The sequence below is a fragment of the Nostoc sp. genome, assembly GCF_036919675.1.
In the GTDB taxonomy this organism is placed as follows: domain Bacteria; phylum Cyanobacteriota; class Cyanobacteriia; order Cyanobacteriales; family Nostocaceae; genus Nostoc.
This window is the reverse complement of record NZ_JBALCP010000123.1, coordinates 20,379-38,855: the sequence shown is the minus strand read 5'-3', so window position 1 is coordinate 38,855 and position 18,477 is coordinate 20,379. Positions and strand designations below refer to the sequence as shown.

General features: G+C 42.2%; 15 protein-coding genes. 3 read left to right on the top strand and 12 right to left on the bottom strand.

Going from position 1 to position 18,477, the window contains the following annotated elements:
* Positions 1 to 41 precede the first annotated feature (41 nt).
* Entirely contained in the window at positions 42 to 2,327 is a 2,286-nt protein-coding gene (locus tag V7K49_RS27380; protein ID WP_335208441.1) for an FUSC family protein, read from the top strand.
* Between the two features lie 118 nt (positions 2,328 to 2,445).
* Here the strand turns inward: V7K49_RS27380 and V7K49_RS27375 are convergent, their stop codons facing one another.
* From V7K49_RS27375 to V7K49_RS27325, 11 genes are all read right to left on the bottom strand, one after another.
* Positions 2,446 to 3,135, bottom strand: a complete 690-nt coding sequence (locus V7K49_RS27375) for a transposase (protein ID WP_335208440.1) — start codon at positions 3,133 to 3,135, stop codon at positions 2,446 to 2,448.
* Between the two features lie 198 nt (positions 3,136 to 3,333).
* Positions 3,334 to 5,400 (bottom strand): NACHT domain-containing protein, encoded by a 2,067-nt coding sequence (locus V7K49_RS27370; protein WP_335208439.1) that lies wholly within the window; start codon positions 5,398 to 5,400, stop codon positions 3,334 to 3,336.
* A gap of 243 nt (positions 5,401 to 5,643) precedes the next feature.
* Entirely contained in the window at positions 5,644 to 6,066 is a 423-nt protein-coding gene (locus tag V7K49_RS27365; RefSeq protein WP_334865233.1) for a peptidoglycan-binding domain-containing protein, read from the bottom strand.
* A gap of 610 nt (positions 6,067 to 6,676) precedes the next feature.
* A complete protein-coding gene (locus V7K49_RS27360; RefSeq protein ID WP_335208438.1) occupies positions 6,677 to 7,636 on the bottom strand; it encodes a VOC family protein in 960 nt (319 codons plus the stop codon).
* 238 nt (positions 7,637 to 7,874) lie between these two features.
* On the bottom strand, positions 7,875 to 9,242 hold the full coding sequence (locus V7K49_RS27355; RefSeq protein ID WP_334865237.1) for an NAD(P)/FAD-dependent oxidoreductase: 1,368 nt from the start codon (positions 9,240 to 9,242) through the stop codon (positions 7,875 to 7,877).
* 54 nt (positions 9,243 to 9,296) lie between these two features.
* Positions 9,297 to 9,542 carry a hypothetical protein gene (locus tag V7K49_RS27350; RefSeq protein ID WP_334865239.1) on the bottom strand — a complete coding sequence of 82 codons (246 nt, stop codon included), beginning with the start codon at positions 9,540 to 9,542 and terminating at the stop codon, positions 9,297 to 9,299.
* 39 nt (positions 9,543 to 9,581) lie between these two features.
* Positions 9,582 to 10,247 (bottom strand): cytochrome c oxidase subunit 3, encoded by a 666-nt coding sequence (locus V7K49_RS27345; RefSeq protein ID WP_335208437.1) that lies wholly within the window; start codon positions 10,245 to 10,247, stop codon positions 9,582 to 9,584.
* A gap of 227 nt (positions 10,248 to 10,474) precedes the next feature.
* Complete coding sequence (locus tag V7K49_RS27340) at positions 10,475 to 12,151, bottom strand: cytochrome c oxidase subunit I (protein ID WP_335208435.1); 1,677 nt, start codon at positions 12,149 to 12,151, stop codon at positions 10,475 to 10,477.
* Positions 12,141 to 13,061, bottom strand: a complete 921-nt coding sequence (locus tag V7K49_RS27335; protein WP_335208433.1) for a cytochrome c oxidase subunit II — start codon at positions 13,059 to 13,061, stop codon at positions 12,141 to 12,143. The genes V7K49_RS27340 and V7K49_RS27335 overlap by 11 nt, the downstream gene beginning before the upstream one ends.
* Before the next feature lie 24 nt (positions 13,062 to 13,085).
* Positions 13,086 to 13,679 (bottom strand): DUF2231 domain-containing protein, encoded by a 594-nt coding sequence (locus V7K49_RS27330; protein WP_335208431.1) that lies wholly within the window; start codon positions 13,677 to 13,679, stop codon positions 13,086 to 13,088.
* Positions 13,676 to 14,170 (bottom strand): DUF2231 domain-containing protein, encoded by a 495-nt coding sequence (locus tag V7K49_RS27325; protein WP_334865249.1) that lies wholly within the window; start codon positions 14,168 to 14,170, stop codon positions 13,676 to 13,678. Before V7K49_RS27325 ends, V7K49_RS27330 begins: the two co-directional genes overlap by 4 nt.
* Positions 14,171 to 15,131: 961 nt before the next feature.
* Here V7K49_RS27325 and V7K49_RS27320 point away from each other — a divergent pair.
* Positions 15,132 to 15,944, top strand: coding sequence for an SDR family oxidoreductase (locus V7K49_RS27320; protein ID WP_334865251.1), 813 nt, complete (start codon positions 15,132 to 15,134; stop codon positions 15,942 to 15,944).
* 183 nt (positions 15,945 to 16,127) lie between these two features.
* On the opposite strand, the gene V7K49_RS27315 is transcribed toward V7K49_RS27320, so the two are convergent.
* Positions 16,128 to 16,280: a hypothetical protein gene (locus V7K49_RS27315; RefSeq protein WP_335208430.1), complete on the bottom strand. Its 153-nt coding sequence runs from the start codon at positions 16,278 to 16,280 to the stop codon at positions 16,128 to 16,130.
* Positions 16,281 to 16,321: 41 nt separating this feature from the next.
* Between V7K49_RS27315 and V7K49_RS27310 the strand changes: the two genes are divergently transcribed.
* On the top strand, positions 16,322 to 18,451 hold the full coding sequence (locus V7K49_RS27310) for an amylo-alpha-1,6-glucosidase (protein WP_335208428.1): 2,130 nt from the start codon (positions 16,322 to 16,324) through the stop codon (positions 18,449 to 18,451).
* The last annotated feature ends 26 nt before the right edge of the window (positions 18,452 to 18,477 follow it).

Below are 18,477 nucleotides of genomic sequence, written 5' to 3'. Positions count from 1 at the left end.
CTGTAAAAGACGATCTGCTTTGTTATATAGCAATCCTAATAATGCAATCTATAGATAAACGTCCTCTCAATTGGTTGTTTCAGCAGTTTCAACTCAAACCAGGTAAGCCCGCCATTTCCTCAGGATTGCGTAGCCTTTTTGTACTGGGTGTCCCGATTGGAGTGGGAATCATTACTGGTCACGCCGCTGCAAGTGCGATCGCCACTATGGCGGCTTGGTTCGTTGGCATGGTAAATGTTGACGGAGCCTATCGCCAGAGAGCGACTGCGATGATCGCAGCGACGATTGGGGTAACTTTGATGTTCGTGATCGCCAGTCTGGTTAGCAGTCATCTCTGGTTAGCTGTGCCGACAACATTCTTGGTGATATTTATAGCAGGTTTAGCAAGTCTTTATGGCAACGTGGCTGCATCTGTCAGCTTAGTTACTTCGATCATGTTTGTGATTTCGCTTGCTAGATTCGCTTCATATTCCAATTTGTCTACTCTCATCCAGCAATCTGCGCTATGTCTGGCTGGTGGAACATGGACAACCGCGCTCTCATTAGGACTGTGGGTGGTGCGTCCTGATGTACCTGCAATGCAGATAGTCGCTAACTGTTATCTCTCGTTGAGCAAATTCGTAGATTTGGAAAGCCAAAGAACATTAAATCCAAATGCTCGTCAGCAGTGGGCAGAGCAATTTTTGCAAGCTCAGGATAGCATTATCCAGGATTTGACAGCTGCCCGTAGCGTCTGGACAACTATATGGACTAGGCAAAAAGGAACTAACCTGCGGGGAAATTACTTACTGGTGTTAATCGAGGATGTAAATCAAATTGTCAATTCTGTTGTAGCACTGAGCGAACTGTTAGCGATCGCATCCGAACATCAACTATTTTCTCGATTACAGAAAGAAATTCAGCAAGTGATCGAACAGTTGGCAATTGCTCTGCAAATGTTGTCACAAGCAATCACCAAAGGAAAAAACTCACCTCACTTGGGGGATCTGGATCGGAGTGTTGAAGCACTGGAACACCACCGGCAAGTTTTGCGCTCTCAAGTCCTCAATAAAACGATAAATGTTCAGCCAGATAGCTATTCCGATCTAATCAACCTTGAGAAGATTACAACCAGTCTTAGAAAGCTGGCACAGCAAATTCATACTGATGCAGATATTGTTACAGATTTAATCCAGGGAAAACAGCCTAGCATTGCCCAGCGAGACATTTCCCCCCCAGCCCAACCAGAGCGGACTGCATTTATTGATACACTGCGGAATAACTTCACTTTTGATTCAGTCCTCTTTCGTCATGCGTTACGCCTAGCACTGATCACAACTTTTGCTGAATTGATTGCGTCGTTATTGCAACTACCTAGAGGCTACTGGATAACGCTCACAGCTCTTGTCGCACTCAAGCCCAACTTTGGTGGAACGTCCCAGACAACAGTACAAAGCGTCATCGGTACTATTTTGGGGGGAATTATTGGTATTATTTTGGTTTTACTAGTTAAGAGTCAATTGGCGATCGCAGTCTGTTTCTTGCTGCTGGTGTTTGTGGCGATGTCGGTGCGATCGTTAAGTTACAGCATATTCACCATACTGCTGACTCCCGCCATCATCTTGCTACTCAACATTATTAGTGCAGGTGGCTGGAAAGTTGGAGCATTGCGGATTTTCGATAGCTTGGCTGGGGGTGGTTTAGCACTGCTTGGCAGCTATTTGCTTTTTCCCCGTTGGGAACGACAGCAACTTCCTGCACAACTGGAAAAAACAATTAGAGCCAATCTTGCCTACTTTCAGCAAGTAATAGCTAACTATATGCATCCAGAACAGAATGCATCTGCTGATTCTATCAATATGCTACGCCATCAAGCAGCACTAGAGAACGCCAACGCTAATGCCGCCGCTCAACGATTGTTCAGCGAACCTCGTCACATTCAGGGAGAAATCGAACCTGTAATGACGCTGATGGTATATATTCGGGGCTTTTTCAGTTCGGTGACAACTTTAGCAGAACATCTGCGGGAATTTAGCGGCGATTACCAATTTGTTGAACTGAAGCGGCTTACTGATACTATTGTCCAAGTTTTGGAAAACTTAGCAGATGCCCTTCGGCAAGGACAGCCACCCCAACCGTTACCAGCGCTGGATAGTTATCTTGAAGCAATTCACAACCAAATTGAACAGCTACATACTGCTCGGTTATTAGAGATTGCCACAAATTCCTACACTTCAACTCCCACATTACAAGCTGTTCGAGAACAAACTCCTCTATCCACAGAACTGGATCGAATTGTTAATGAAGTTAAAGTTATGCACTGTGTGATTGCTCGTCTGCAAGAATAATTTTCTTGACTAGGGTTTCGCAAAGGCTTAACCCAATCTCCGAATATTCTTAACTGGATTTGGATAAATTTACAAAACGCACAAAACGCATAAGTACAAGACGCGATGAATCGCGTCTCTACAAGGGGTGATGGGGTGGTTGTTCGCGATCGCATTTCCAATTGATTGGGTTATTGATAATATATTGTCTAATTTGATCACGGGCGAATTCGTTACGAATTATGTTGTCATGAAACCTTTCTTGCCATCTAAAACCTTGATAGATTTGATTAATTTCAAATGTACATCGTCCTTTGTACCACCTAACAATTTTAGAAAGGGAATTTTTAGACAACATCGGGTTAAATAACCCAGTAACCCCACCCCGTTGACGATCCCCCCTTGTAGAGACGCGATTCATCGCGTCTTCTTCTTCCGGATTCATTGCGTCTCCTTCCATTAAACCAGTCAAATCACCCACATCTTCTTTACCAACAATCTCCTCGGCAACAAGATTCTCTTGTGTTTGATTAATAATCAGAATCCCATGAATATGATTAGGCATGACACAAAACGAATCTATCTGGCAATTAAAAAAATGATTGGGAATCTCGTACCACAATTTCTGAGCAATTTCTCCAATTGCTGATAGCTGTATTTCACCCTGCACAACCTCACCAAAAAAGCATTTTTTACCGTCGGTGCAAATAGTAACGAAATATCCAGCATTACTAGCATAACTCCATGCTGTCAAACGGGTTGAATCAATTCGATATTTATCTTTGTATTTGGGTTTGTTGTTTTTTGGTTGAGGATCATCATTATTCATGATTACATCTTTGATTGATACAAAAACTTATGCAAGTATTGCCTTGTATTTATGTAATTGCCAACCCAAAAAACTCGGAATTATTTTCACGATGTAAATGATGGGAAGGAAGAAGTAAATGATGGGAAGGAAGAAGACGCGATGAATCGCGTCTCTACAAGGGTTGCACCGATATTTTTGTTTTCTATTTTCGATTTTTCACTTTCTCTTGTTGATGCAAACTTGATGAAAATCTGGGTAGGCCATACTTTGGGCGCACTTCCAGATAACTTCGTAGCAATTATCAAATAGCTCAAAGTCTTTTTTGTAAGTTTCAGGTGATAAGTAATCCTTCAACACGGTGACAACACTCGGCATCTGTTCCTCTAACATAATTTCCCCTAAGCTATATACGGCTTGCCTTCGGATTAAATCATCCAGTTGTGGTTTGCCGATTAACTCCACCAAGGCATCGATCGCTTTTATACAATTTGTCTGAGGCAGTGCTGTTTTTGCTCCTTCTGCGATTGGTGTGAGAAATTGTACCCACTCGTTTTGTTCAACCTTAAACTCACCAAAGCCCCATTTAACTATTTCTGCCACAATAGCATCTGCGTTGCAAGAATTTTTCCACTCATCAACCCCCGCAGCAGCAAGAAAATAAGCGCGAAACTCGTAAAATCCGCACTCGTAAAATCCGCATCCATCATCAAATTCCACGAACGCCTGAATAAACTCTTCCTTCTTTTCCCTCTCCACATCTTCACGTCCCAACCACAGCAAAATCACCTCTTTCCACTGCGGGGCAAAAATGCAATAAACGCCTAGCGCGGGGTTGTCGGGAACATGATTCAGAAACTCCTGCCAATCAGCGATCGCCAACGCTGCAAAATATTCCTCAAATGTGGGATGGTAAAAAGCGTAAACTTTCTCTTTCGTTGCTGATTCCGCAGCTAGTCCAACTTCATTTAGCCATCCCAACTTTAACGCTAACCAAAATAAAGAATTTGGCTGTTTTGGATCGCCTAATTCCTCACGCACAAATTTATGTCGTAGCCGAAACCGTGACGTTTCTTGAGCAATTGCCCGTTTTGCCAAACTTCCCAACGCTGCGTTTAATTCCCAAACATTTACACGACAAGTCAGCACAACCCGCGCATTTTTCACCCATCCCGTCAACTGCTGGGAAATCTCAGTTAATGGTTGGAGTGAAGACATTTCATCTGCTGCATCCAACAACAACCACACACGATTATTGTTGAATAAATCTACAAAAGCGTTTTCCTGTTCTTCTGTTACACGCACCACTTTTAAAGCATTCTTCAGCCAATCTTGCAGCAGATAATTTTCTACACTCTTTCCTTGCAAGTCTGCCAAAGAAATCCAAATTGGTAAACGCAGATTTTCGTCTAATATCCAAAAAGCTATAGTTTGCAACTGAGTAGTTTTTCCCGCACCCGGTTCCCCAATTAAAGCGATGCGGTGTCCTTGAGTTTTACCAACACCATCACCGATAATTTGCTCTAAAAAAGCCTGATGTTCAAATCGCTGCTTCTCTTCATAACTCGGTTCGTAAAGTCGTGAACCTTGTTCTGCGGAAATATCCTCGCTGCACTTCTTCGGTTTATTACGCTCCACCAATGCTAAAGGGACATGAATTTCCTTTAACTCAAATTTCATCTCTTCATCAGCAAACAGCAACTCATTTGTGGTGAGCCGCTTGTGCTTTTCCAGCATAGCGCCGCAGATTTCTTGCCAATCCAAACTATTATCTGTTGTTTCTACCTGGAATGTTTCTTTTAAATTCGTCTTTTGGTATTCCTTCCACTTTTGCTTAACCACCTCCAGATTATCTTTTATCGTCGCTGTCTGATGTTTTAGCGTCAGGGTAAATTTCCAATAACCTTGATTCTTGTTAGCTTGTTCCTCTTTTCGCACTCCCAAATTGTTCAACCAGTCAAGTGCAGTTTGAAGCTCGTTTAATTCTCTTTTGTTCTGAGAAACGTTAGATTCTGCTTTTTGGGAGGGAAGTTTTAAAGGTTTGCCAGTATCTTTAATCTGATTGAGTAAATATTCCTTCTTTGTACCAACTTCAGTTGTTTTGGTTCTATTTCCTGTTGTCTTTTTGGTTTCATATGCGGTAATTCGCAGCTTATCAGCATTCCAGACAACGCAAAGTGGAAGTTTTGACTCACAGTCTTGCTCTCGTGACAGTTGCAGCAATGCTTCTACCAGACTGAGTACATTCTCTAAAACTGATTCATCTCCACGAATATTTCTTGACATCAGTCAAATATAAAGAAAATTGAAATAATTTGTAATTACCCAAACAAACAAGCTTCCCCAAGCCGCAAAACCTGATGATATAAGCATTGAGGAATGGAAGCGGGGTTTCAACAATCGCTGCTCGTTTCCTTGTCGCCTAATAATAAGTCGCACACTATAAATTTTGCAACACATCAATTATTCGTAAGGGCACAACATTGTTGTGCCCCTACCTATCTGTCGTATTCTTTTTTCAAATTGGTATTATTTTAGAGATGCTAAAGTCCGGCGTCCAAGTATTCCGTCTGCTCTTAATCCTTTAGACTTTTGAAATTTCATCACCGCTAAACGTGTCTTGTTATCAAAGACACCATCCACATTTGCGGTATAGAATCCTTGCTGCTTTAAAGCATTCTGAGCAGTTTTGACTGCTTCTCCTCTGCTACCTACTGTCAGTACACTACTATGGTTTGCCATACTATTAGACCTGTGCATAGCATTAGACTTGTGCATAGCATTAGGCTTGTGCATAGCATTAGGATTTTTCATCATGTTGCCTTGCTGAGTATTTTGTGCAAGGTGGGTAGCAGTAGTCGGATTATGGCTTTTATTATTGGTTAAAGAGTAACCAGGCAAAGCAGTAGCTAGAGTCAGAGCCGGGATCAAAGCAAGTACTTTCCAATTCATTTTCTTGTTCCTTCCAATTATGATAAATTTTGCAATTTTGATTTGAAGAGTCATGCTACAAGGATCTGTACCTGATAGTGATTCTCCTCGATCAACTCTGGTGTGTGGATTTGGTCTAGAGCGAACCTATTTTTTAACCCAGAGCTATAGCATCACACGTTATATTGACAGAGTTATTGCAAAAATATGATAAAAGTGTGACAAAAGCATGACTAATTTATTAAGGGTTATGTAGCACAAGCGCATACTCTTGATTTCTGATAATTTCTCTAATAACCTTCTGCAATTAACATGTGTGTCCATCAGGGTCTTTACCTAGACAACCCTGCCGGTAAGGACTTGCACTATCAGTAAACTAAGTTTCATAAAGCTTTTGCCGCCAAAAGATAAGCGATGAATAGAAGCTTATGGACTTCCAGTTAAAAAAACATCTCATCGTAGGGGCGCAAGGCCTTGCGCCCCTACAAATGTACAAATAATTTTGGATAATTTATTTTTTGTCAGTCCCTTATTACTAATGAAGAAGTCAAAAGTTTAAATGTTTTGTATGCAACTTGCTCATTGTTGAAACTAAGAAAATAAACAGTATCGTCAAATAATTCCATTTACATTATTCTGCAATTAGTAAAATTGCGTGTCCATCAGGGTCTTTAACTACACAACCCTTTTGGTAAGGACTTGTATTATCTACAAACTGCACAATCCGTGATGATACAAACTGAACCCCATTTTGCCGCAGTATCTCTACCGTCTGCTCAATATCATTGACAACAAGCTCAATTTGCACCCTGGCAATATCACAACTTTTCCAGTCACTAGGTATAGGACGACCTTTTCCAGGCACAAGGTAGTCTAGCAATTCAATCCCTAAGCCGCCTTGAGCAGGTCGCAGTGCTGTAATTCGGACTTTGGCTTCTGGCAAATCATCCAAGCGAGTTTGGGTAGGATGCCAGTTGAGACTGTGGCTATCGACTTGCATTCCCAAAAGGTCGCGGTAAAAGTGTAGACTCTGCTCAGTGTTAGAAATAGCGATCGCACTATGATCAATTCCCAAAAACAAGCGATTCCTGTTTTGATGCCATTTATCCTGTCCTTTCTCGGCAGGAAACCAAATTAACTCTAAATCATGACCATCAGGGTCTTTAAACTTAAAGGCACCGACACCACCAGATGTTTCATTATCAGATAAGATTGTCTGCGGTGCAACTGAAATGGGTTCAATCGGAAATGAACGCACTTGTGCATAAGCGCGCTCCATATCACTCACTACAATTGCCAGATGTTGAAACCATAAATCATTACTTTGAGAATCGCAGGGAATGGGTTTACCCTGAATATTGAGATACTTCATCAACTCGATGAGTTCATCTCCTAGTTGCAAGGTGACAATACGAATTTTTGCCTCAGTTACGCCTTCCAGGTCGCTGTAATCCTGTCCTTCAACTGTGATGTCAGAAACTAGTTCAAAACCAAGCGCTTCTTTATAGAAATTTAAAGAGCGATCGCAGCTTGTCACCGTTAATCCAATAGCTCGAATTTTTTGTACCCCTACATTGGTTTGACTAGGCATATTTAACAGCCCCTAAACTTACAATTAACTTTCTGTTAACAGGTATTGCGAATTGGGCACTTGTACTGAGCGTTCGCGTAGCGTCTCGTAGAGAAGCCGAAGTATTAATCATTAGTTAAGAGCTTTTTTGCTCGTCTTATTCTGCCTTCATCCTCCCTTGCCTCCCCCTGGTTACTGAGCGGAGTCGTTGGCGCAGCCTCTCGTAGAGAAGTATGCTCCCCCTGCTTTCTGCCTTTTCCTAGTCCCTTTTATCCTCATCTCCCAACATTTTCAGTAATTTTCTCGCAGCTAGAATACCCACAACTCCTGCACCGACTATTTCCACTGCTTGCACCACTTTTTTACCTACATCTTGAGAGTTGAGGTGTTGATGAAAAATCTCTTCATTTACCCATTCAGTTGCGGCTTTAAAATCATGAATTGGTGTTGGCAAAAGTGTTAAATAAGTGGCATGACGAATTAAATGTGCGGGTTCGCCTGCAACTTCAAAAACATTGAATAAGTTAGCAGCAGCATTATTTACCCCTAATTTCAAAAGGGTTCCACGAGTATTAACCTTAACAGGTTTGAGTTCTTCTCCTAAAGCGATCGCTTTCAAATTATGGGCAATATTAGCTCCTTGCTGATAAGCTACTTGGGCGGTAGGCGGTAGGGAATTATCCGGAAGTCCTGCACAATCACCGCCTGCAAAAACTTCTGGAAAGTCAAGCAGTTGCATGGTGGGAGTGACTAGTGGGTGACCATGATGATCCCGATGCTCTTGGGAAATTGGTAAATCTTTAATTACTGGATGGACAGAAGTACCAGCTGTCCAGATTGCGGTATGTGTTGCTAATGTCTTAATTTGATTATTGTGCTTATATTCAATAGCGTTAGGATGAATAGTGGTGACTTCTGCTCCCGTAAGTATTTCAATTGGTATCCGGCGTTTTTGTAATTCTTTCTCAGCAATTGGGCGCAGTGGATTGTTAATATCGTCATTCAGGATTTCTTTGCCATGATTGAGCAATACTATCCGGATTTCACTAGAATTACCTCCCAAAACCTCATACCAATGTGGTAGAAAATCAGCTAAAGTTGCTGCAATTTCTACGCCACTAGAACCACCCCCAACTACTCCTACTGTGAGCAGTTTCCGGCGTTCTTCTGAATCTTCTGTTTGCACTGCTAGTTGTAAACGATCGCGTAAATGACGTTCAAGAGCGATCGCATCTTCTTGCGTCCAGAAAGGAAAGGCATTTTCTTTAGCACCTTCAACCTGATGATAGGTAGTTACACTACCCAAAGCTAATACTAAGTTGCTGTATTTGTAGGAGTTTCCTGAAGCTAATTTCACTGCCCGTTGATGCAAGTCTATCGATTGCACTGCATCTTGAACAAAGATGACACCGCTACCTTTGAGTAGTTCCGAAAAGCGCGGGACTACCTGAAAGGTATCCATTTCGCCATCGAAATATTCATATAATAGCGGTTTAAAGCAAAAGCGCTCGTTTTTATCAATCAATATAACAGAGCGAGGATAGTGTTCGTGAGCCAGATGTAAGGCTGTAAATAGTCCTGTAAAGCCACCGCCGATAATCACAGTTTGATAAACTGGGCTGTTCATGAAATACTCTCCAAACTCTTATGAAATCAGGATGTTCAATTAATTAGCGCTTTCCTATATTAATAACAAGAAAGCAATCAAAGCAATGCTCAGGATCACAGCGAATGCAATAGCGTATTCAACTCGGCGACTAAAAAATCCTACAGCAGTAATTAGAGCGATCGCCAGCCCAATAATGCCAATATATTGCTCTTTTTGTAACCCACGTGCAATTAGTGGGTCATTACCTGGTGCTGGAGTTTCCTGAATTGCTTTTGGCTCACGTTGTGATGCTGGTATTTCTTGCAAGTATAAATTCATGAAACTACTCCTTAAAATACTTGGAATTTGTGAATGTTTTTATGCCCGCCAAAGGTAGATAAGCGAGAAAAGGAAGACCCAAACTACATCAACAAAGTGCCAAAACAGAGTGGTTGCACTTGTACCGAAGTGAGTTTTATTATAGTTGCCTGGAATGAAGGAGCGAATCAGCATAATTATCTGAAGCACAACACCAGCCAGAACGTGTAGACCGTGGAAGCCTGTTAGTAAGTAGAATGTAGAACCAACTAACCCTGTAGTAATCTTAAAATCGAGATTTCTCCACTCAATTAATAGACCAATTAAGAAGTAAGTTCCCATTGCGATCGTCATCAGCCATAGCCAGCGAAATTTCTTGAGTTGATTACGCTTCAGGGCATTTTCTGCTGGTTGAATGACAAAGCTACTGGAAAGTAATACTACCGTATTAATAATCACAGGTGTAGACAATTCTGGGCCAGAAATACCAGGCGGTAGCCAGTTATTAGTAGTCAGTCGTAGAACAACATAAGTAAAGATAAAACTCAAAAAGATGATGCTTTCTGATAGCAGGAATACAGTAAACCCGAACATTCCCTTACCATGATGATCTTCATGAGTACCGCCACCACTTGGTAGGAAACGCTGTAACCAATTTGGCAAGCGTAGCCGCCACAGATCAAAACGGATAGGACTTTCATCTTTATGAATAGGGCGACGTTGCATAACTCAATTGGGGCATTGGGCACTTGTACTGAGCGACTTGCCTTGAGCGAAGTCGAAAAGAGTCGAAGTATTGGGCAGTGGGCATGGGGCACTTGTACTGAGCGTACCCCTACGGGGAAGCAAGCTACGCGTAGCGTCTCGTAGAGAAGCCGTTGGCGCAGCCTCTCGTAGAGAAGTATGGTTTATCCTCCACATCCCCTTTGTCCTCAGTAAAAGGTGTTTTATCCTCACTCACCATTATCAGCATCTAGGACTACCGAGTACTTTGGATCGCCGTAGTCATAAGGAGGTTTTGTCACAACCGGAATCTCCTCAAAGTTCTCTTTTGGAGGTGGTGAAGAGGTTGTCCATTCCAGTCCGGTAGCGTGCCAAGGATTGTTAACTGCCTTTGGCCCGTAAAGCCAAGAGCCTACCATGTTAGCAATAAAAGGCAATGTGGATGCTCCTAGCAAGAATGACCCCAGACTAGCGATCACATTCCATCCCTGATACTGTGGGTCATATGAGGAAACTCGGCGGAGCATCCCTTGTAAACCTAATGGGTGCATGGAAAAGAAGGTGATATTGGCAGGAATAAAGGTCAGCCAGAAATGCAGCTTACCCCAACCCTCGGCATACATTCTTCCAGTTATCTTCGGAAACCAGTAGTAAATTGCTGCGAAGATTGCCATTGTGATCGTGTTAAAAACGATGTAGTGGAAGTGTCCCACAACAAAGTAAGTATTATTAACATGGATATCAAATGGTGTGGCAGCAAGCATTACACCAGTAACACCGCCAAAAATAAACATCGCTGCACCTCCCATTGCAAACAGCATTGGTGTCTCTAGGTGCAGCTTACTCCTCCAGATGGTGGCAGTCCAAGCAAAGGCTTTAATACCAGTGGGTATTGCAACTAACATTGAGGTAGCCATGAAGGTCATCCGCATCCAACCAGGGGTGGCACTGGTGAACATATGATGTACCCAAACGAAAATGCTGACCGCAGCAATACCTAAGGTAGCGATCGCAACTGACCGATAACCAAATAGGGGATTGCGAGAAAATGCAGGCAAAACCTCAGCAAAAATACCGAAGGCTGGTAGTGCCATGATATAAACTGCTGGGTGAGAGTAAAACCAGAATAGGTGTTGGTAAATGATCGGATCGCCATTTGCGTCCGGTTTAAAGAATTGTGTACCGAACGAGAGGTCAAGCAACAGCAGGATCAATGCAGCCGTCAAGGCAGGCAAATTAATCAGCTGCAACAACTGGGCGCTAAAAACTGACCACACAAAGACGGGCATTCGGAAAAATGTCATCCCTGGTGCCCGCATCCAAAAGATAGTAGTTACAAAGTTGACAGCCCCCATAATTGAAGAGATACCTATTAGTACTAGGCTAACTATCCAAATGAATTCACCGTTAATGAACTGATCCCCTGGAACTTGCAGACTAATTGGTGGATAAGACCACCAGCCAGCTTGTGCAGTCCCATTTGGTAGGAAGAAGCTAGACAATAGTAAAAGACCAGCTGGTGGCAGAATCCAAAAGGAGATGGCGTTGAGCAAGGGAAAAGACATGTCCCGCGCTCCAATCATTAGCGGCACTAAGTAGTTAGAAAGACCTGCATTAAAGGGAATAATCCACAGGAAAATCATGATTGTCCCGTGCATGGTGAACAAACCATTGTAGAGGGGACGATCAACTAAATTTGATTCCGGGGTGAGTAACTCAGCCCGAATCAGCATCGCCAACAGCCCGCCAATCAGGAAGAAAATGAAGGTCATCACCATGTACTGAACTCCAATCACCTTATGATCGGTGTTGAAGCTGAAATATTCCCGCCAAGTATTCTCAGACTTGTTCTGGTAATTTTTCGGTTCTTGATCCCCGGTAATCTCTCCACTCAAATCATGTGTCATTATTTAGCTTCCTTTTATTGGCAACGGCAGGTTGAGCCGGTGCGACGGTGTACCAGCCGCTATTGAACAATGTTTTCGGTGGTTGGATATTTTCGGCAACTGCCTGATTTGCTGGAGTTTGTTCGCTATTAGCAGTTTGTGTGAGCCACTGGTTATATTGATCAAGGGATTCAACGTATACGTCCGTTTCCATTAAGGCAAAGTAAGTACCACTGAATTGAGAATCTTTCAGCCGATATTTGCCTTCACGAATGGGTGTTAGCACAAGATTAATCTTGCGCCCTGGAACAATATCCTGCTTTAAGCGAAACTCAGGGACGTAGAAACCGTGGATCACATCCTGTGCTTGCAGATTTAAGCGAGTGCTGCGATTGATCGGCAGATGCAGTTGATTACTAGTAACATTATTTGGATAACGAAAAGACCAATCCCACTGTTTAGCGAAAACATCAATAGTTTCAGACGCAGGTTTGGGGACATCGCTGACGGTTGCGGCGTAGGCAGGTGCAGACTCTAGGGGTGTGTGCAAATGCACAATTTGGTTTAGACCGAGAATATTTAATTGCTGATAAATATTGAAGCTTTGCAAAGCAATCCACACTACTAACAAAGTCGGGGTTGCTGTCCACAATATTTCTAACCTTGCATCACCTCTAGAGGGGTGTCCCTCGCTATAGTCTTTTGGAGTGGCACGATGGAAGATGATCGCATACACCATAATGCCAACCAGCCCCAGGAAGATGAATACTCCAATTGAGACTAAGAAGCTAAACAAATCATCTACGCGTTGTGCTTCTGTTGTAGCTTGGGGAGGCATCCAAGAAAACGCCTGCTGCCCAATCCACCGACTGACGATGAGCAGCACTGCTACATAAAACGCCATTAATACATATTCAAAAACACTAAACATAAAATTCGATAAATTCTCGTTTAATTATTTGTTGTAAAGATTATTGGAAATGGTATTAGCAGCGGTAATGTGAATCCCAAATTCCTCTCCCAATTGCGCCCCCAAAGTTCCGTGAACGAATAATATGCCCATTATCGCAATGCCTGCTAACAAGTAACTCCACTGCACCTGTCTGGAAGCATCCTTACGCCAGCGGTAGCGTTGCAAACCTCTCCATACAGTCATACCTACAATGATCCCCAATAGCAAAACGCCACCCAAACCATGTAAAAGCATCGTCCAACCAGCATTTAACCCCCAAACACTCTTTTGATCAACTGGTGGATTTGCCAACAGTAGCTCAAAAAAACCAGCAGCAACCGTGAAAAACGTGATAGCTGCTGCTGCTATAAGGTTGTACCAGCCGACATCAAAAAAGCTAGAACGGATGGCAGTCAATCCCAAAAATTTGAAAATTGGTTTTTCTAAGGGAAACAGCGCTCCTGCTATATCAAAAACGATCGCAATGATCAACAAACCCAGCGTTAGATGCACTAACTGCGGATGTACAGGAATTTCGTAGGGTAATCCGTTAGCACCCAGCCGCAATCTCAACTGTTCAATCAGTTGCCAGTTCATGGTGAAACTCCCTGTTTCATGGCTTGAACTACAGGCTCTACGTGCAACCCATATACCCAAAACAGTTTACTCCCCAAATACACTTGCAAAAACACTAGGCAGACTAAAAATGTTGCAGCACCCAAGTAAGCAGGCGGTACTTTTCGGGGGTTGCGGTTGCGAATCACAAAACGCCAAGCTGCGATCGCCACGACAATAGCCGCCAGTGACCAACCCAAGATAGTATGATAATTCAACGTTGGCTGAACGGCTTGGTAGATGTTTGCCAAACCTGCTTCAAACTGACCAAAAATCACCGCTACAAAAATGGCTGCCGAAGCAACAAACATATTCCAGAAACTCACCTCAAACAAACGCACGTTGCGGGTGAAATAGCCCAGCACATCGCAGATGAAAGAAAAAAGCACCATCGCGATTACGAAGTGGACGATGATCGGGTGTAGAGGGTCAGGGTATGGTAAATCTTGGTTATTCAGAGACAGACTAAGCATCGCTTTCTCCTTCATGGATCTAAGTATGTAGATGCGTTGCATGGAATTCTCATCCGCCTAACGCACCATTCATCTTGTCAAGAATACTGCTGCTAACGCCGCAGCTAAACCTATTAAAAAACATTGAACATTTGCGATGCAATTATATTTTGAAAGTAACTTTTTAAATAAATAGCTTTTTCCATATTTACTATTTTTTAGTAATTATTTTTTCCCCTATCAAAACTCTCTAGATTAACCACAATCTTAATTTATATCATATCCAAATGAATATTTATCAAAAATATCCAAATTGATATTTTTGATTAGATCGGCTATTTGACAATAGCGAATCTAATCAGACACTTTAGATGCGGCTAAAAATGTCTTAATATCTTATATTGTTCTCTTATTTAGGTCATTTAAACGTTATCTATATTGATAACCGTAGTTTTTGCCCTTACCCTAAATCCCTCTCCCAAGTTGGGAGAGGGACTTCTTTTTGGCTCCCCTTCTCCCAATATTGGGAGAAGGGGCTGGGGGATGAGGGTTTTTTCTTTTCATACGGAAAGAATTACAGTTTTCAAGGTAGATACGGTTTAGCTTGATTAACTAAAAATTTTACTTTGACTAATTACACAAGTTGTTCTGAATATACCATAAATTTTTATTAAAATTAATTAAGATAAGCTTTAAAATTACAATTTTACAAATCTTAAAAATAAAAACACACTGTTGTCACAGAAATGATAAATAATTGAAATATTAATCAGTCAAAAAATATACTGTTTATCTTTCTTTAGATAGATTAGGAAAATACTGGGTATTTCTTACACTAAAAAAAGTTTTGAGCAAAAAATCAAAACTTTATCGATTTGACAATCTAAATCGCCAACTTAATACTACGCCCAGAAAACAAAAATATCATGCAAGTCTTTAGCTACTTGCAACAAACGCAAATTTTAAAAGTACCGAAAGCATTATGAGCTATTCCCCTAACCTGCTCAAAGGTCAAAAAGCACTTGTGACAGGTGCTAGTTCTGGCATTGGTGAAGCTATAGCTCGCCATTTGGCGGCATCAGGTGCAGCAGTAGCTGTTAACTACCATTCGGAAGCTGAAAAAGCCCAAAAAATTGTCGATGATATCAAAGCCGCTAATGGAGAAGCATTTGCCATTCAAGCTGATGTCAGCAAAGAAGACGAAGTAAAGGCGATGTTCAGCAAAACGCTCCAAGAATTTGGCACTATTGATATTTTAGTGAGTAATTCGGGCATTCAAAAAGACTCAGCATTTATAGATATGACCCTTGACCATTGGAACATGGTCATTGGACTAAACCTGACAGGACAATTCTTGTGTGCGCGAGAAGCTGCAAAAGAATTCTTGCGTCGAGGTGTCAAGCCTGATATTTCATCTGCCGCAGGTAAGATTATTTGCATGAGTTCCGTGCATCAAGTAATACCTTGGGCGGGGCACGTTAATTATGCCGCTAGTAAGGGTGGTATAAATATGATGATGCAAAGTATTGCTCAAGAACTTGCTCCCCACAAAATTCGTGTCAATAGTATTGCCCCTGGTGCGATCAAAACTCCAATCAATAAATCAGCTTGGGACACACCAGAAGCAGAGGCGAACTTACTCAAACTGATTCCAGCAAAACGGGTGGGTGATGTTGATGATATTGCCAAAGCAGCAGTTTGGCTGGCTTCTGATGACTCTGATTATGTTAACGGTATAACAATGTTTGTAGATGGTGGCATGACCTTATATCCAGGGTTTGAGGACAATGGTTAAACCAATTCGTAATACTTCGGCTTACCTCGGCTCCGCTCGGTACAAGTCGCTCAGTACAAGTTCGCAATTCGTAATTATATTTTGTAACGGGGATTTGAATTAAGCATTCAATTCGTGCTGCCTGTAAAGGCAGGGGAATTAAACTGAATATACTTTGTTAAAAAAGGGATTAGGCACTGGGGACTAATAAAGAATAAAGCTACCTCCTGTACCTGTACTTTCTGCCTCCTGCCCTTTCAATGCAAGAATTTGTTGATAGCGAAGCGGTAGCGATAGCGCAGCGTTAGCGACGTAGGAGCGTCCGTAGGAGCGTCTTTGGGATTTTAGATTGTTCAATCTAAAATCTAAAATCTAAAACTATTCTGCCTTCTACTCATATGCCCACAAAAGTTATTGTCAATCCTAATCTGATCACAATTAACGATGGTTCCTCATTTTTAGTTACAGCTAGTGATGGTTCCATTAATGACAATCAAGCCCAAGGTTTTTTTGTTCGTGATACCCGCTTAATTTCTTATTACGAAATTTCTCTCAATCGTTACCAACTTTCACTGCTAGCTTCTAGTAACATCACGCATCACAGTGCGCTTTACCAATTCACTAACCCGGAACTTACCACTGTCAACGGCATTTTCCCTTCTGGTAGTTTGCTTGTAACCATCCGGCGCGATATTGTCGGAGGGATGCACGAAGATATCGAGATTACCAATCATCACCTAGAAGCAGTTGAGTTTCAACTGATGTTGGCGATTCGTTCAGACTTTGCAGATATCTTTGAGGTGAAAGCAAAGAATATTTTGACACGGGGAGAGACAGCAACAACATGGAAAGATGGAATACTTTCTACTGAGTACCGTAACGGTTCTTTTGTCCGAGGCATTGTAACTGAGACAGTTTGTGCAAGTTCAACAGCAAGATATGCAAACGGTCGTCTGATGTTTGATGTAGCGATCGCTCCTGGTAAAACATGGCATACTTCTATCAACACTACAGCCTTAGCCAATGGAGAAATCCTCAAACCTCAAGAAAACTCTCCTGTGTCTCACAATACAAAAGCTGGAGAGATCAGTGATGAATTTCTGACTAATGCGACAAAGTTGCGATCGTCTAATGCTGATATTCAAGGATTTTATCAGCAGGCGATCGTTGATATGGGAGCTTTGCGGATTGAAGTAGATGATAACGGCCATAAGTTTTGGATGCCTGCGGCTGGTATTCCCTGGTTTATGGCTGTCTTTGGCCGTGACTCTATAATTACCAGCTTGCAAACGATGGCAGTTTACCACGATTTTGCCCGTGGTACGCTTGTCAGGTTAGCTCAACTACAAGCGACTGAGTTAGATGACTGGCATGATGCCCAACCAGGCAAGATGCTGCATGAACTGCGTGAAGACGAGTTAACTAAAATCAATCAACTCCCATACAATCCCTACTACGGAACGGTAGATACTACCATTCTCTGGATTATTACTTTAGCCGAAACCTATTCTTGGAATGCTGACCTTGGGATGCTGGATGAGTGCCGATCGCCATTAGATAAGGCACTGACTTGGATTGATAAATACGGCGATTTTGATGGCGATGGATTTGTTGAGTACTTAACTCATTCAAAAAAGGGATTACGCAATCAAGGTTGGAAAGATTCAGGTGAATCAATGGTTTACCCGAATGGCAAGTTAGTTGATCCCCCAATAGCTTTGTGTGAAGTTCAAGGTTACGTCTACGATGCTTGGCTAAAAGCAGCTTTAATTTATGAGGTGTGGGGAGAAAAAGAGCGATCGCAAAACCTGCGTCAAAAAGCAGAAGCACTTTATCAACGATTCAATGAACAATTTTGGATGGAATCAGAAGGCTTTTACTGTCTTGGCTTAGATAGCAACAAGCAGCAAATCCAATCGATTACCTCAAATCCTGGGCATCTACTTTGGTCTGGTATCGTTCCTCAAGAACGAGCGAAAAAGCTGGTTGAGCGACTTTTTAAACCAGATATGTGGTGCGGTTGGGGTGTGCGGACTCTTTCATCTCAAAATCCAGCTTATAACCCAATTAGTTATCAAAGAGGAAGTGTTTGGCCGCACGATAACTCGATCATTGCCGCCGGATTAAAGCGTTACGGCTACCACGAAGAAGCAAACCGCATCGCTGAGGGGATTTTTGCTGCTGCTAATTATTTTCAATCTGGGCGGATGCCAGAATTGTTTGCCGGAATTGAACGCCAAGAGAATAACTTTCCCGTGCCTTATCCCGATGCCAATATTCCCCAAGCTTGGGCTGCTGGCTCGATTCTTTTACTGATTCGCACCATTTTAGGACTTGAAGCCGATGCACCACAGCGAAAGTTAAAGGTACAGCCTTCACTACCAGAGTGCTTATCAGATTTGGAACTGACAAATCTAAGTGTAGGAAACGCTACAGTTGGATTGCGCTTTTGGCGGGAAGGGAAACAAACTCAATGGGAAGTTACCAATAAGACAGGCGAATTAGAAGTAGGACTTATGCATCAGTAACGAAAAATCAAGGGTTTGGGCTGGGT

Bases quoted from the DNA above. Each gene is read 5' to 3' on its own strand.
- V7K49_RS27335 (WP_335208433.1), bottom strand. From the start codon at position 13,061: ATGTTTAGTGTTTTTGAATATGTATTAATGGCGTTTTATGTAGCAGTG.
- V7K49_RS27360 (WP_335208438.1), bottom strand. From the start codon at position 7,636: ATGCCTAGTCAAACCAATGTAGGGGTACAAAAAATTCGAGCTATTGGA.
- V7K49_RS27370 (WP_335208439.1), bottom strand. From the start codon at position 5,400: ATGTCAAGAAATATTCGTGGAGATGAATCAGTTTTAGAGAATGTACTC.
- V7K49_RS27350 (WP_334865239.1), bottom strand. From the start codon at position 9,542: ATGAATTTATACTTGCAAGAAATACCAGCATCACAACGTGAGCCAAAA.
- V7K49_RS27375 (WP_335208440.1), bottom strand. From the start codon at position 3,135: ATGAATAATGATGATCCTCAACCAAAAAACAACAAACCCAAATACAAA.
- V7K49_RS27380 (WP_335208441.1), top strand. From the start codon at position 42: ATGCAATCTATAGATAAACGTCCTCTCAATTGGTTGTTTCAGCAGTTT.
- V7K49_RS27325 (WP_334865249.1), bottom strand. From the start codon at position 14,170: ATGCTTAGTCTGTCTCTGAATAACCAAGATTTACCATACCCTGACCCT.
- V7K49_RS27355 (WP_334865237.1), bottom strand. From the start codon at position 9,242: ATGAACAGCCCAGTTTATCAAACTGTGATTATCGGCGGTGGCTTTACA.
- V7K49_RS27345 (WP_335208437.1), bottom strand. From the start codon at position 10,247: ATGCAACGTCGCCCTATTCATAAAGATGAAAGTCCTATCCGTTTTGAT.
- V7K49_RS27320 (WP_334865251.1), top strand. From the start codon at position 15,132: ATGAGCTATTCCCCTAACCTGCTCAAAGGTCAAAAAGCACTTGTGACA.
- V7K49_RS27310 (WP_335208428.1), top strand. From the start codon at position 16,322: ATGCCCACAAAAGTTATTGTCAATCCTAATCTGATCACAATTAACGAT.
- V7K49_RS27340 (WP_335208435.1), bottom strand. From the start codon at position 12,151: ATGACACATGATTTGAGTGGAGAGATTACCGGGGATCAAGAACCGAAA.
- V7K49_RS27330 (WP_335208431.1), bottom strand. From the start codon at position 13,679: ATGAACTGGCAACTGATTGAACAGTTGAGATTGCGGCTGGGTGCTAAC.
- V7K49_RS27365 (WP_334865233.1), bottom strand. From the start codon at position 6,066: ATGAATTGGAAAGTACTTGCTTTGATCCCGGCTCTGACTCTAGCTACT.